This window comes from Mesorhizobium sp. BH1-1-4, from assembly GCF_020165665.1.
Taxonomy (GTDB): Bacteria; Pseudomonadota; Alphaproteobacteria; order Rhizobiales; family Rhizobiaceae; genus Mesorhizobium.
On the sequence record NZ_JAIUIN010000028.1, the window covers coordinates 32,501 to 46,161 of the forward strand.

At 64.2% G+C, this 13,661-nt stretch carries 10 protein-coding genes (1 of these 10 cut by a window edge); 2 read left to right on the forward strand and 8 right to left on the reverse strand.

The features are described 5' to 3' along the window. Positions 1 to 737 carry the end of a M23 family metallopeptidase gene (locus LB569_RS28635; protein ID WP_224694969.1) on the forward strand. 1,231 nt of this gene lie to the left of the window's left edge, so only the last 737 of its 1,968 coding nucleotides appear in the window; the start codon falls outside the window, past its left edge; the stop codon is at positions 735 to 737. 106 nt (positions 738 to 843) lie between these two features. On the opposite strand, the gene LB569_RS28640 is transcribed toward LB569_RS28635, so the two are convergent. Continuing rightward, entirely contained in the window at positions 844 to 2,400 is a 1,557-nt protein-coding gene (locus LB569_RS28640) for an MFS transporter (RefSeq protein ID WP_224694970.1), read from the reverse strand. A 153-nt stretch (positions 2,401 to 2,553) separates the two neighbouring features. Between LB569_RS28640 and LB569_RS28645 the strand changes: the two genes are divergently transcribed. Next, positions 2,554 to 3,135, forward strand: a complete 582-nt coding sequence (locus tag LB569_RS28645) for a TMEM175 family protein (RefSeq protein WP_224694971.1) — start codon at positions 2,554 to 2,556, stop codon at positions 3,133 to 3,135. 23 nt (positions 3,136 to 3,158) lie between these two features. Here LB569_RS28645 and LB569_RS28650 read toward each other — a convergent pair whose 3' ends face one another. The 7 genes from LB569_RS28650 to ptsP all read right to left on the reverse strand — a co-directional run bounded on the left by LB569_RS28650 (position 3,159) and on the right by ptsP (position 13,631). Continuing rightward, on the reverse strand, positions 3,159 to 4,682 hold the full coding sequence (locus tag LB569_RS28650; RefSeq protein WP_224694972.1) for a L,D-transpeptidase family protein: 1,524 nt from the start codon (positions 4,680 to 4,682) through the stop codon (positions 3,159 to 3,161). A 146-nt stretch (positions 4,683 to 4,828) separates the two neighbouring features. Then, positions 4,829 to 5,188 carry an MmcQ/YjbR family DNA-binding protein gene (locus LB569_RS28655; RefSeq protein ID WP_224694973.1) on the reverse strand — a complete coding sequence of 120 codons (360 nt, stop codon included), beginning with the start codon at positions 5,186 to 5,188 and terminating at the stop codon, positions 4,829 to 4,831. A gap of 59 nt (positions 5,189 to 5,247) precedes the next feature. Further along, a complete protein-coding gene (gene clpB, locus LB569_RS28660; protein ID WP_224694974.1) occupies positions 5,248 to 7,854 on the reverse strand; it encodes an ATP-dependent chaperone ClpB in 2,607 nt (868 codons plus the stop codon). A 220-nt stretch (positions 7,855 to 8,074) separates the two neighbouring features. Further along, positions 8,075 to 9,097, reverse strand: a complete 1,023-nt coding sequence (locus LB569_RS28665) for a DUF4167 domain-containing protein (protein ID WP_224694975.1) — start codon at positions 9,095 to 9,097, stop codon at positions 8,075 to 8,077. A 302-nt stretch (positions 9,098 to 9,399) separates the two neighbouring features. Beyond that, a complete protein-coding gene (gene prmC, locus LB569_RS28670) occupies positions 9,400 to 10,278 on the reverse strand; it encodes a peptide chain release factor N(5)-glutamine methyltransferase (protein ID WP_224694976.1) in 879 nt (292 codons plus the stop codon). Next, positions 10,271 to 11,350 (reverse strand): peptide chain release factor 1, encoded by a 1,080-nt coding sequence (prfA, locus tag LB569_RS28675; protein ID WP_224540546.1) that lies wholly within the window; start codon positions 11,348 to 11,350, stop codon positions 10,271 to 10,273. Before prfA ends, prmC begins: the two co-directional genes overlap by 8 nt. A gap of 10 nt (positions 11,351 to 11,360) precedes the next feature. Further along, complete coding sequence (ptsP, locus tag LB569_RS28680; protein WP_224540545.1) at positions 11,361 to 13,631, reverse strand: phosphoenolpyruvate--protein phosphotransferase; 2,271 nt, start codon at positions 13,629 to 13,631, stop codon at positions 11,361 to 11,363. Between the last annotated feature and the right edge of the window lie 30 nt (positions 13,632 to 13,661).

The window sequence follows — 13,661 nt, forward strand, 5'->3', positions numbered from 1 at the left end:
TGTTGGCATCCGATGTCGACTTCCAGTCCCGCCTCAATCCCTCCGACCGCCTCGAAGTGCTGTTCTCGCAGCCCGATGGCGATGATCAGACCTCGGATAGTTCCGAGCTTCTCTATGTCTCGGCAACCTTCGGCGGCACGACGCGCAATTTCTACCGCTTCCAGATGCAGGACGGCAGTACGGACTATTTCGACGAAGACGGCTCGAGCGCCCAGCAATTCCTGCTGCGCAACCCGTTGCCGGCCGGAAAATTCCGCTCCGGCTTCGGTGCCCGCAAGCATCCGATCCTCGGCTATGTCCGCATGCACACCGGCGTCGACTGGGCGGCCCCGATCGGCACGCCGATCATCGCCGCCGGCAACGGCGTCATCGAGAAGGTCGGCTGGGCCGGCGGCTATGGCAAGCAGATCATCATCCGCCATGCCAATGGCTACGAGACCTCGTACAATCACCAGAGCGCCTTTGCCAAGGGCATGGAGCCGGGCATGCACGTGCGCCAGGGCCAGACCATCGGCTATCTCGGCCAGACCGGCCTCGCCACCGGCCCGCACCTGCACTACGAACTGATCGTCAATGGCACCAAGGTGGATCCGATGCGCGTGCGCCTGCCGGTCGGCAAGGTGCTCAAGGGAGACGACCTCGTCGCCTTCAAACGCGAGCGCGAACGCATCGACGATCTCTTGAAGCAGGAAGATGGCAATTCGCTGAAGGTCGCCAGCGCCAAGATCGAAGGCTGAGTCCTGGAGCTGCCCAGCGCAGACACGCTGATCCGCTCTAACTCTTTGTTTTTCGATCATTCCAAACGGAAAACCGCTGCACATTTTTGCTGGGATTGCGCCAGCCTCAGTCCTGCCGCGGTTCGGCGCGCGACCACGGCAGCGCCTCGCCGGAAATCGTCATCCACGCAATGACAGCCGAAAGCAGGCATACCAGCGCGGTCACCGCGGAAACGGCGGAAAAAGCGGCGTCGCTGGCGGCGACCCTCGCCGCATCGAGTGCCGGCGCAAGGCCGATCGGTGCCGGTTCGCCAAAGCCGGGAACGCCGGGCGCGGCATTTATCTCCAGCGTTTTGGCATAGACCCAGGCAGCGAGCGACCCCATTGCCGCCACCGCGATCAGGCCCCCGATGCGTGAGACGGCGTTGTTGATACCGGAAGCAGCCCCGGTATCCTTGTCTTCCACCGCCGTCATGATCGCGGTGGACAATGGCGACACGACCAACGCCATGCCGAGCCCCATCAGCGCCATCAAGGGGAAGATGCCTGTCCAGAAATGGTGAAAACCGGCATGGGCGAGCAACGCCAGCCCGGCGAAGGCAACCGCCACGATCAGGCTGCCGCAGGCAATCGGAAACCGTGGCCCGATCCGGTCCGACAGCGTGCCGACGGGTCCCGACAGAAGCGCGATCGATGCCGACAGCGGCAGGAAGATGAAGCCGACCTCGGCCGTGCTTAGCCCCCAGCCGGCGATCAGCACCATCGGCAGATAGAAGAGATTGGCCGACAGCGCGAAATAGAGGAAGAAAGTCGCGACATTGGCACCTGCGAAAGCACCTATGCGAAACAGGCTGAGGTCGATCATCGGCTCGCGCCGCCGCTGCTCGAACAGGATAAACACGACAAGCAGCACGGCCCCGGCGGCAATGCTCGGCCCCGCCATATGGCCCTCGCCGCTGGAACTCATCGAAGTCAGCCCGTAGGCGAGCGCACCGAAGGCAAGCGTCGCAAGCGCCCCACCGCCAAGGTCAAGGCTACGTTTCTCCGTCGGCGCATCGGCCGGAATCTTGGCGAGCAAAAGATAGATCGAGACCAGGCCAAGCGGCAGATTGACGGCGAAGATCGCCCGCCAGATACCGCCGCCAAAAGCGGACAGCACAAGGCCGCCGAGCACCGGACCAAGCGCGGTTGTCAGCGCCGAGGCCGCCGCCCAGATGCCGATCGCCCGGCCGCGTTCTTTCTTTGGGTAGGCCTTGGCGATGATGGCAAGGCTCCCCGGCACCATGATCGCGGCGCCAATGCCCTGGAGGGCGCGAAACGCTATCAGTACCACGGCGTCTGGCGCCAGCGCGCAGGCCAGCGAGGCGGCAACGAACAGCACAATGCCAGCCACGAAAGCCCGGCGCAGCCCGAACCGGTCGCCAGCGGCGCCCCCGGCAAGGATCAGCGCCGAGAGCGTCAGCGCATAGGCATTGGAAATCCACTGCGCCTCGGCCAGACTGGCACCGAGGTCTACGCGGATCGCCGGCATGGCGATGGCCAGGATCGATCCGTCGATGAAGCCGAGCGCCGAGGCCAGGATCGCCGCGATCAAAACATAGCGCCGCTGCGATTGCGGGCAGAACGTGCCATTCGCGACCGGAGCGGTCAGCGGAACGGCGGCGGCTTCATTGGGTGAATGCATGCCACCCTAATTAGACCGGCGGCGCGCGGGCAACAACCCGCCAGAGGCATGCTGTCCTTGAACCCAGCCATATTGCCAGGGATCGTATCCATCACGATGCAAACCGCGGCCGTCATGTTAGGTTTGCCCGAGAGCCACAGGCGGGAGAAATCGATGAAGCGTCCACTCGAAGCATCGGTCGAAGGGCGCGGCCGTATTGTCGGTATCACCGATGGCGTGTTCGCCATCGCACTCACCCTAATCGTGCTCGAGATCAGGGTGCCGGCCCATGAGACGATCCATTCCGAAAACGATCTGCTTGCCGCCATCGCGGCACTGGCGCCGCGCTTCCTCACCTATGCCTTGAGCTTCCTGACACTGACCATCTTCTGGTTTGGCCAGCAGGCGCAGCATGGGCTGATCGCCAAGTCCGACAGGCGGCTCGCGACGCTGAACCTCTGCTTTCTCGCCTTCATCGCGCTCCTGCCGTTCTCGACCGATCTTCTGGCCGACTTCCTCGAGTTCAGGATCGCGGTGCTGGTTTACTGGCTCAACCTGTTGATGCTCGGCCTCACGCTGTTCGCCAGCTGGCGCTACGCGGATAAGAACGGCTTTGTCGCGGAAGATGTTGACGCGCAAACGAGGCGCACGGTCTATCTGCGCATCGTCAAGGCACAAATCCTGTGGGCGGTCGGCGCCGCACTCTGCCTGATCGACCCGCTGCTCAGCGTCGGCTTCATTCTGGTCGTGCAGTGATCTATGCCGCGGGGCTACGCGGCTCATTGCTGCGCAACGTCATCGGCTGAAGGTCCGCCAACGAATTCCACGGTAACGCCTGGCGACACCAGCTTGGCGAGCTCGCGCGCGTCCCAGTTGGTCAGGCGCACGCAGCCATGGCTTTCGGTCTTGCCGATCTTCGACGGTTCGGGCGTTCCGTGGATGCCGTAGGTCGGTTTGTCCAGCGCGATCCACACCGACCCGACAGGTCCGTTGGGACCTGGTGGAACGGTTAGAATCTTGTCGTTCTCGCCCTGCTTGAAATTGATGTTCGGATTGTAGGTGTAGTTCGGGTCGAGCGCGATGCGCGACACGGCGTGGATGCCGGTGGGCGACGGCGTGTCCGCCGAGCCGATGGTGGCGGGATAGGCTGCCACCAGCTTGCCGCCCGCATCGTAGGCGTACACCTCTTTCTTGGTCTTGTCGGCGACGATGCGTGCGACCGGCGTCGACACCAGCTTGCCGAAATTGGCGACCTTGATGATCGTGCCGGGGCGGTTGAAGTCGAGACCCTTGTTGATCGACTTCAGATAGTTCTCGTCCATGTGGAAGCGCTCCGCCAGCGCCTCCGTGACAGAGGTGTAGCACATGCAGTTGAGCTGCGCCTTCTGGCTGTAGTCTTCCGGGATGGAGGCGACATACGGCCCGGCTGCATCCTCGGCCGTGATGGTGTAGTTGGCGAAGGCATCGCCGCCGGATTGCGAGAGTGCCGACTGGATGCCGACCGCATCGGTCGATTTGAGGCTGCTGCCGTTGATCTCGTTATAGGCGGCGATCGCCTTGTCGACATTCGAACCGAAACGCCCGTCGATGACGCCAGGCGAAGCGCCGCCCCGATCGAGCAGCACCTGGAGCGCTGCCACATCCTGGCGCGCGCCAAGTGAAAGCGATGGGTCGACCGTGGTCTTGCCGCCGGCCTTCGGCGGCATTGCCGTCTGGTCGGAGGGCGCCGCCTGTTCCGCCGGAACCGCCGGCTGGAGGGGGTCTATCGACGCCTCGTTCAGCGGCTGGCGCTTGATGGCGCGCGGCTCCGCCGGCTGCGGGGCATCGGGATAATTGTCGTCGTAACTGCCATCGTCCCGGGGCCCCGGCGGATAGGCATCGACGGAATTGTTGCTGTCAGGATCATATTCGTCGGCTGGCGGCGGGATGACCCGGCCTTCCTCTTCCAGCTGCTTGCGGCGAAAACGGGCCATGTCCTGGGGATCGTCGAGATAGTAGCGGTCATCGTCGGCGGGGGCACGGCCCAACTCGCGCATACGCGACTCGCGGCGCAGCGCGCGACGGTCAAGACGTGTCTGCGGTGGCTGAATGGCGATCACCTTGCCTGTGTCCGCATCGACGATGACGCGATTGCCCCGGGCGTCGTAATAGATGTCGAGATTGCCGTCCTGGGCGAGCAGAATGGCGCCGCTCCCGGCCGTGCGGACAGGTTGGGCGGCGCCGTCATGTGTCGGTGCGGCGAACGCATGGGAAAACACCAGGCCCGCGGCAAGCACCGAAAGGGTGAAGATAGTGCGCAGCATCGTGGCGAAACTCTCCGGTCCGTATGTGCCGCCGCCCGGCGTTGTGCGGTTCGGCGAATCCCTTCGCCAGCAAACCAGTTACCCAGCATATGGTTCCAACATGAACCGGGCATGAAGATGGCGGTTTTCCGCCGCCTCAAAGAATATTAGCCAAGCCCCAATTCCTTGCGCGCCTGCTTCGTCAGCTTCAGGCCAACCAGCCGGTGGCTCTCGCGCAAATAATCCTTCAGCGCGCCATCATCCATGCTCTGGCTTGTCCGACGCTGGATCCACTTTATGCCACGCGAGGCAAGATAGGGGGCCGGGCGCAATCCTGGCTGCTCCTTGAGCACGTCATAGGCGATGTCGGAACATTTGAAGGTGACGAAGAGCTGCTGGCCCTGGTCCCAACCACCGATCGCGAACATCTTGGCCCCGACCTTCCAGACATGCGCGCCGCCCCACTGGACGACATGCGTGGTCGATGGCAGCGAGGCGCAGAAGCCGTTGTAGTCGTCCAGCGTCATTCACCCCCCGCCGATTGCATGAAAACGCCGCGCGTCCGGTGGACGCGCGGCGTTTGGAATCAGGCCGCCGCTTCGGCCGCGACGATCGTCGGTTTGGAGCGGAAATTCAGCCGGTCGGAGCCGGCCGTGACCTTGACCGTCGAGCCATCCAGGATCTCGCCAAGCAGGATCTTCTCCGCCAGCGGATCCTGCAGTTCCTTCTGCATCACCCGCTTCAGCGGCCGGGCGCCATAGGCAGGGTCGTAACCCTTGGCCGCCAGCCACTCAATCGCCTGGGGATCCAGCGACAGCGTGATCTTGCGATCGACAAGCAGGCTCTCCAGCCGCTTGAGCTGGATCTCGACGATACGGTCCATGTCCTTGCGGCGCAGCCTGTGGAACAGGATCACCTCGTCGACGCGGTTGAGGAACTCTGGCCGGAACGATGCCCTGACCACGCCCATCACCTCGTCGCGCACCGCATCGACATCCTGGTCCTCGCCGAGATTGACCAGATATTCGGCGCCGAGATTCGACGTCATGATGATCAGCGTGTTGCGGAAGTCGACCGTGCGGCCCTGTCCGTCGGTGAGCCGGCCATCATCGAGCACCTGCAACAGCACGTTGAACACGTCCGGATGCGCCTTCTCGATCTCGTCGAACAGCACGACCTGATAGGGCCGGCGCCGCACCGCCTCGGTCAGCGCGCCGCCCTCCTCATAGCCGACATAGCCGGGAGGGGCGCCGATCAGCCGGGCAACCGAGTGCTTTTCCATGAACTCCGACATGTCGATGCGCACCAGGGCGCTCTCGTCGTCGAACAGGAAGCTCGCCAATGCCTTGGTGAGTTCCGTCTTGCCGACGCCCGTCGGTCCGAGGAACATGAACGAGCCGATCGGCCGGTTCGGATCCTGCAAGCCGGCACGCGCACGTCGCACCGCTTTCGAGACAGCCTGCACCGCTTCGCCCTGGCCGACGACACGCTTGCCGATCTCGTCTTCCATGCGCAGCAGCTTGTCGCGCTCGCCCTGTAGCATCTTGTCGACCGGAATGCCGGTCCAGCGCGACACGATATGGGCGACATGGTCGGGCGTGACCACTTCCTCGACCATACCGGCCTTGCCGTCCTGGGCTTCGGCCTCCTTCAGCTTCTTTTCCAGTTCCGGGATCTTGCCATAGGCAAGCTCGCCGGCGCGCTGGAATTCACCCTTGCGCTGGGCAATGGCAAGGTCGTTGCGCGCCTCGTCGAGCTGCTTCTTCAGATCGGCGGCAAGCCCGAGCTTCTGCTTCTCGGCCTGCCATTTGGCGGTGATCTCGGTCGATTCCTCCTCGAGGCCGGCGAGTTCCTTTTCCAGGCGGGCAAGCCGGTCCTTCGAAGCCTCGTCCTTCTCGACCTTCAGCGCCTCGCGCTCGATCTTGAGCTGCATGATGCGGCGGTCGACTTCGTCCAGCGCCTCGGGCTTGGAATCGACTTGCATCCTGAGCCGCGAAGCGGCTTCGTCGACCAGGTCGATCGCCTTGTCCGGCAGGAAGCGGTCGGCAATGTAGCGGTTGGACAACGTTGCCGCGGCCACCAGCGCCGAATCGGAGATTCGCACCTTGTGGTGCTGCTCGTATTTTTCCTTCAGGCCGCGCAGGATCGAGACCGTGTCCTCCACGGTCGGCTCGTCGACGAAGACGGGCTGAAAGCGGCGGGCAAGGGCCGCATCCTTCTCGACATGCTTGCGGTATTCATCCAGCGTGGTCGCGCCGACGCAGTGCAGCTCGCCGCGCGCGAGCGCCGGCTTCAGCAGGTTCGACGCATCCATGGCGCCATCGGCCTTGCCGGCGCCGACCAGCGTGTGCATCTCGTCGATGAACAGGATAATGTTGCCACTGGCCGAGGTGACTTCCGAGAGCACGGCCTTCAGCCGCTCCTCGAACTCGCCGCGATATTTGGCGCCGGCGATCAGCGCGCCCATGTCGAGCGCCATCAACTGCTTGTCCTTCAGCGATTCCGGCACGTCGCCATTGACGATGCGCAGCGCCAGGCCTTCGGCGATCGCCGTCTTGCCGACGCCAGGCTCGCCGATCAGCACCGGATTGTTCTTGGTGCGGCGCGACAGCACCTGAATGGTGCGGCGGATCTCGTCGTCGCGGCCAATCACGGGGTCCAGCTTGCCTGCGCGGGCATCGGCGGTCAGGTCGCGCGCATACTTCTTCAGCGCGTCATAGCCCTGTTCGGCACTCGCCGAATCGGCGGTGCGGCCCTTGCGAACGTCGTTGATGACCTGGTTCAGCGCCTGCGCGGTGACGCCGGCCTTGGCCAGAATTTCGGCCGTCTTTGCCGATTTCTCCATGGCCAGCGCCTGCAGCAGCCGTTCGACGGTGACGAAGCTGTCACCGGCCTTCTTGGCCAGGTCCTCGGCGGTCGAGAACACCTTGGCCAGCGGCTGCGCCAGATAGAGCTGGCCATTGCCACCCTCCACCTTGGGCATCGCCTCGAGCGCCGTCTCGACGCCGAGCTTGACGTCGCGGACATTGCCGCCGGCGCGCTCGATCAGCGACGCGGCCAAGCCCTCGTCATCGTCGACAAGCACCTTCAAAATGTGTTCGGGGGTGAATTGCTGATGGTTTCGGGAGAGCGCCATGGTCTGCGCGGACTGGATAAAGCCGCGCACGCGCTCGGAGTATTTCTCAAGGTTCATATCTGTCTCCTTCCATCACCGGCCCGCTTTGCGGCACCGGATCAGATTGCGGTGACGGACCCGCCCATTCGAGCCGGATCCTGTTCAGGCCAGATATGGTGCATGGACCCCGGTCCCTCAAGACGTCTCGATAGGGGTGAACGCATAATATTCCACGTCAGCCCAAACGAAAACGGCGGAGATTTCTCTCCGCCGTTCAATGTCTTGCAGTGCCGTTCGATCAGTTGTCGATGTCGGCGATCACGGGGTCGGCGCTGCCGCTCTCGGCCGGAGCCGCTGACGTCTCGCCGGCATCCGTATTGTCGCTGCCGCCCTCGATCTGATCGGGGTTGGTGCGTGGACGGCGTGGTCGGCGCGGACGCTTGGCGGCACCGTTCTCGGCGGCGGCTTCGTTGAGCTCGGCCTGGGCCGCGAGACCTGCTGGCGAGAGACCTGCTGGCGAAAGACCGGCTGGCGAAAAATTCTCGAACCGCGGAGTAGGCTCGGCCGCCTGCACGGTCTCGGCCGGCGAAGCAGGCTCCGCCTGAACTTCCGTCTGCCCCGTGGACTCGTTGCGTTGCTGCTGATTGCCTTGTTCAGCCGCGGCATAGTCGCGCTGGCCGTTCTGGCCATAGCCGCCATTGGGGCGGCGATCGCGGTGGCGCCCGCCATTGTTGTCGCGGCCGCCATTGTTGCGCCCGTTATTGTCGCGCCCGCTGTTGTCTCGCCCGCTATTGTCTCGCCCGCTATTGTCTCGATTGTCGCGGCCGTTCTCCCGGTTCAGCGCAACCTCGGCCGGCATGCCCTCGATCACCGGCTGCGGGCCGGCGCCATGGTTGACGACGGGAATCTGCGAATCGGAACCGGCGCTGTTGCCCGCTCCGCTGTTGCCGGCATTGTCGAACTCGTCGCGATCCTCATCGCCGTCCTCGTCAAACTCGTCGCGGTTCTGCTGGACGTTCTGGATCGGCATCTGCGCCTGCGCGGCGGCGATGATGCGATTGTAGTGCTCGGCGTGCTGGAGGTAGTTCTCCGCCATCACCCGGTCGCCGGAGCTGTGCGCATCGCGGGCCAGGGTGGCATATTTTTCGGCGATCTGCTGAGCCGATCCACGGATCTTCACGTCCGGGCCATTGCTCTCGTAGTTGCGCGTCAGGGGATTAGGTCCCTTGCGGTTGTTGTTATTATTATTATTGTTATTGCCACCGCCGCCGCCATTGTTGTTGCGACCGCGCATGCGCCTGTTCTGCTGTTGTGGCCTCATTAGACTCTCTTCATAGTGAAATTTTCGAAAAACTCTTCACGAACGGAGGCGCTCATGCGGCCAGCCGTTTCGTCTCTTCACCGGCGTTCGCCCGCATCGATTGCGTTGGCGCCACGTGCCATCCTGTTCCGGTTACATCACTTTCCGGACGATTCCCGCACGAAGCATGGGCGTCGTTTGCGCAAGAAGGCAGCTATTTCCAAGGAAACCGAATCGCTAAGAGCACTGCCTGCTTCGTCTCATCCGGTTAGGCGACCCTAGCCGCATTCCCCGGTATTGCCAAGCGGTTTTTTCGCACTGCGTCAAGACGTTGCCCGTTGAAAAACAAGAACCCTGTCGTTTCCGCCGAGATCGCCAAACACCTTGCCGGCCGTGTAACCGGCCCCGCGAAATATATCGTTGACCTCGTTACATTGTGTGTGGCCGATCTCGACCGCAATTCTGCCTTCGGCTTCCAGAAACCTTGCCGCCTCTGCGGCTATGATCCTGTAGGGGTTCAGCCCATCCGCGCCGCCATCAAGGGCCTGACGCGGGTCGAAATCGCGGACCTCGTCCTGCAGATTTCCAATGTCTTGTGTGGGTATATAGGGAGGGTTTGCGGCAATTACATGGTATCGGCCGGAAACTTTTTCGAACCAGTCCGACTGTAGCGTCGCGAACCGGTCGCCGAGCCCGGATTGCCCGGCATTGCGGGTCGCCGTGGCCAGAGCGCCGGCGGAGATGTCGACACCGGTGGCGGTCGCCGCCGGCACGACGCTCAACAGCGCCAGGGCGATGGCACCCGTGCCGGTGCCGAGGTCGAGGATGCGGCATACCCCCTCCCGTGCGGCCATGGCCTTGACGAAGGGCAGCACCGCCTCGACCAGCGTTTCGGTGTCCGGCCGCGGCTCCAGCGTCTCCGGCGACAGCGACAGGCGCAAACCGTAGAATTCGCGATAGCCCAGGATGCGATGCACCGGCTCGCCACCGGCCCGCCGTCTCAGGGCGCCGTCGATCGCGGCGATGGCGTTTGCGTCGATCTTGCGTTCGGGGTCGGTAATGGCTTGCGTTCGCGTCGTGCCGGAATAGTGCTCGACGATCAGCCGCGCGTCGAGCGCGGGATCCTCGACACCGGCTTCGGCAAGCCTGGCCCGCGCCTCCCGCAGCAGCGCCCCCAGCGCCACGGGCAGTTGGTCAGCCATCGAGGCCGATATCGGCCAGCAGCTTCGACTGGTGATCGGCGATCAGCGCGTCGACGATTTCGTCGAGTTCACCCATCATCACCCGGTCGAGCTTGTAGAGCGTCAGGTTGATGCGATGGTCGGTGACCCGGCCCTGCGGGAAATTGTAGGTGCGGATGCGTTCCGAGCGGTCGCCCGACCCGACCTGCGACTTGCGCGATTCGGAACGTTCCTCGTCCGCCTTGCTGCGTTCCATGTCGTAGAGCCGGGCGCGCAGGATCTGCATGGCCTTGGCCCGGTTCTGGTGCTGCGACTTCTCCGCCTGCACCACCATGATGCCGGTCGGCAAATGGGTGATGCGCACCGCCGAATCGGTGGTGTTGACGTGCTGGCCACCGGAGCCCGACGCCCGCATCGTGTCGATGCGGATGTCCTCGGCCCTGATATCGATGTCGACCTCTTCGGCTTCCGGCAGCACGGCGACGGTGGCAGCGGACGTGTGGATGCGCCCGCTGGCTTCGGTCGCCGGCACACGCTGCACGCGATGCACGCCGGATTCGAACTTCAGATGGGCGAACACGCCCTTGCCCGAGATCGTGGCGATGATTTCCTTGAAGCCGCCGGCATCGCCGTCGCTCGCCGATACCGTTTCGAACCGCCACCCGCGTTCGGCGGCGTAGCGCTCATACATCCGAAACAGGTCGCCGGCGAAGAGCGCCGCCTCATCGCCACCGGTGCCGGCGCGGATTTCGAGGATGGCGTTCTTGTCGTCGGCGGCATCCCTGGGCAGGAGCAGGATCTGGATGTCCTTCTGCAGCGCCTCGATGCGCTCCTCGACGCCGGGCAGATCGGCTTCGGCGAGCGCCCGCATCTCGGCGTCGGTGCCCTTGTCGGCGAGCATCGCTTCGAGGTCGGCCTGCTCGTGCTCGGCCGAGCGCAATTCCCTGACCTTGGCCACCATGTCCTGCAATTCGGCATATTCCGACGCCATCTTCACATAGGCATCCGGCGCCGGTCCGGCCGACATCTGGGCTTCGAGCATCTCGAAACGCTTGACGACTTGATCCATGCGATCGCGGGGCAAATTGACCATGACGGGGCTGCTACAACGGGATTGAGCGGTCGTCGGCGAAGGCCTGCAGCAACGCCCGCATCGGCAAGCCCTGCGCCGGCGCCATCAGATTGTCGTCGAAGAACGCCTTCAGCTCCTCCAGCGGCAACTCCGTCAGCATCGCCTTGACCGGGCCGATCGAGGCCGGCGACATCGAGATCGAACGGAAACCGAGGCCGATCAGCGCCATCGCGGAGATCGGCTTGCCGGCGAGTTCGCCGCACAAGGTGACCGGCGTGTGATTGCGGGCGCCGGCGTCGGCGATCTGCTTGAGCACACGCAGGAACGGCGCCGACAGCGTATCGAAGCGGTTGGCGAGTTGCGTGTTGCCGCGGTCGACCGCCATCACGAACTGAAACAGATCGTTCGACCCGACAGAGACGAAGTCGACCGCCTTCATCAGTTCGTCGAGCTGGAACAGGAGCGACGGCACTTCCAGCATGGCGCCCAGCTTGAGGCTGGTCGGCAGGTGGTGGGCGAAGCGCGAGAGGTGCCGCACCTCGCGGTCGATGATCTCGCGCGCCTGCGCGATTTCGCCGAGCTCGGTCACCATCGGCAGCATCAGCTTGAGCTCACGCCCGCCGCTGGCCTTGAGCAGGGCGCGGATCTGGGTGCGCAGCAAGCCCGGCCGGTCGAGCGTCAGGCGGATCGCGCGCCAGCCGAGCGCGGGATTTTCTTCCTGGATCGCGCCCTTGAAATAGGGCAGCACCTTGTCGCCACCGATGTCGATGGTGCGGAAGGTGACCGGCTTGCCACGCGCGGCCTCGAGCACGTCGCGATAGAGTTTTTCCTGGGCCTCGGCGCGCGGAAAGGTCGAGGCGACCATGAACTGCAATTCGGTGCGAAACAGCCCGATGCCGGCCGCGCCCGCCTCGGCCAGCTGCGGCAGGTCGACGGCAAGCCCGGCATTCATCAAGAGATCGACCTGGACACCGTCCCTGGTCGTCGACGGCTTCTTGCGCAGCTCGCGGTAGACCTCTTGCCGGCGCGCCCTGAAACGCACCTTTTCAGCATAGGCGGCTTCGAGATCGGATTGCGGCCGCAGATGGATTGCGCCTTCCTCGCCGTCGACGATGATGGGGTCGCCGTTTTCCGCCATGGAAACGGCGCCCTTCATCTGGCCGGCGACCGGAATGCCCATGGCGCGCGCGACGATGACGACGTGGCTGGTGGCGGCACCATCCTCAAGCACCAGGCCACGCAGCTTGTCGCGAGGGTAATCGAGCAGTTCGGCGGCGCCCATCGAGCGCGCGACGATGATGGCATCCTTCGGCAGCGAGGCCGCGACATCCTCGGGCCCACGTCCCATCAGCTGCCGCAGCAGCCGGTTCGCGAGGTCGTCGAAATCGCTCATCCGCTCGCGCAGATAGGGATCGGTCATGTGCAGCATGCGGGCGCGCATGTCGCTCTGCACCTTTTCCACCGCCGCCTCCGCCGTCAGGCCGTTGCGGATCGCTTCTTCCAGCCGGCGCACCCAGCCGCGGTCGTTGGCGAACATCCGGTAGGCTTCCAGCACCTGGCGATGCTCGCCCTCGAAGGCGACATCGCGGCGCTCCAGCATGTCGTCGATCGAGAGCCTGAGCGAACCGAGCGAGGCTTCGAGCCGGCGAACCTCTTCCTCACTGTCCTCGTTGAACAGATTGGTGACGACGATGCGCGGCTCGTGCAGCACGACATGGCCAAGCCCGACACCGTCGTTGAAGGACAGCCCCGTGAAGCTCACCGGCCGGCGCAGATCGAGTTCCAGCCCGGGCCGGGTCAGCCGCGCCAGATCGCCGGTGGCGATCATCTCGGCGATGACCATGGCGGTGGTTTCCAGCGCTTCGACCTCGTCGTCGCGGTAATGGCGCATGGTCTTGTTCTGGACAACCAAGACGCCCAGCGTGCGCCCTGCCCTCAACACCGGCACGCCGAGGAAGGAATTGTAGATCTCTTCCCCGGTCTCCGGCAGGTAGGCGAAGGCCGGATGTTCCTGCGCGTTGGACAGGTTGAGCGGCCTCGCACTTGCGGCGATGGTGCCGACCAGGCCTTGTCCCAGCCGCAGCTGCGCCAGGTGAACCGCGTTGGGGTTCAGACCTTCGGTGGCGTAGAGTTCGAGTACCGAATCGGCGCGCAGCACGTAGAGCGAGCAGACTTCGGCGACCATGTTGGAGGCGATGTCGCGCACGATGCGGTCAAGCCGCTCCTGCGGCTCCAGCGGCTCCTGCATGAGCTCGCGGAGCCGTTTCAGCAAAACGCGCGGGCCAACGGCCGTGTCACGCATCGCGGCTTCTTCTCCAATGGGCATTTTGCC

What these genes read in the sequence shown, in the direction of transcription:
- LB569_RS28640 (WP_224694970.1), bottom strand. Translation starts at nt 2,400, where the DNA reads ATGCATTCACCCAATGAAGCCGCCGCCGTTCCGCTGACCGCTCCGGTC.
- clpB (WP_224694974.1), bottom strand. Translation starts at nt 7,854, where the DNA reads ATGAACCTTGAGAAATACTCCGAGCGCGTGCGCGGCTTTATCCAGTCC.
- LB569_RS28650 (WP_224694972.1), bottom strand. Translation starts at nt 4,682, where the DNA reads ATGCTGCGCACTATCTTCACCCTTTCGGTGCTTGCCGCGGGCCTGGTG.
- LB569_RS28645 (WP_224694971.1), top strand. Translation starts at nt 2,554, where the DNA reads ATGAAGCGTCCACTCGAAGCATCGGTCGAAGGGCGCGGCCGTATTGTC.
- ptsP (WP_224540545.1), bottom strand. Translation starts at nt 13,631, where the DNA reads ATGCGTGACACGGCCGTTGGCCCGCGCGTTTTGCTGAAACGGCTCCGC.
- LB569_RS28655 (WP_224694973.1), bottom strand. Translation starts at nt 5,188, where the DNA reads ATGACGCTGGACGACTACAACGGCTTCTGCGCCTCGCTGCCATCGACC.
- prfA (WP_224540546.1), bottom strand. Translation starts at nt 11,350, where the DNA reads ATGGTCAATTTGCCCCGCGATCGCATGGATCAAGTCGTCAAGCGTTTC.
- prmC (WP_224694976.1), bottom strand. Translation starts at nt 10,278, where the DNA reads ATGGCTGACCAACTGCCCGTGGCGCTGGGGGCGCTGCTGCGGGAGGCG.
- LB569_RS28665 (WP_224694975.1), bottom strand. Translation starts at nt 9,097, where the DNA reads ATGAGGCCACAACAGCAGAACAGGCGCATGCGCGGTCGCAACAACAAT.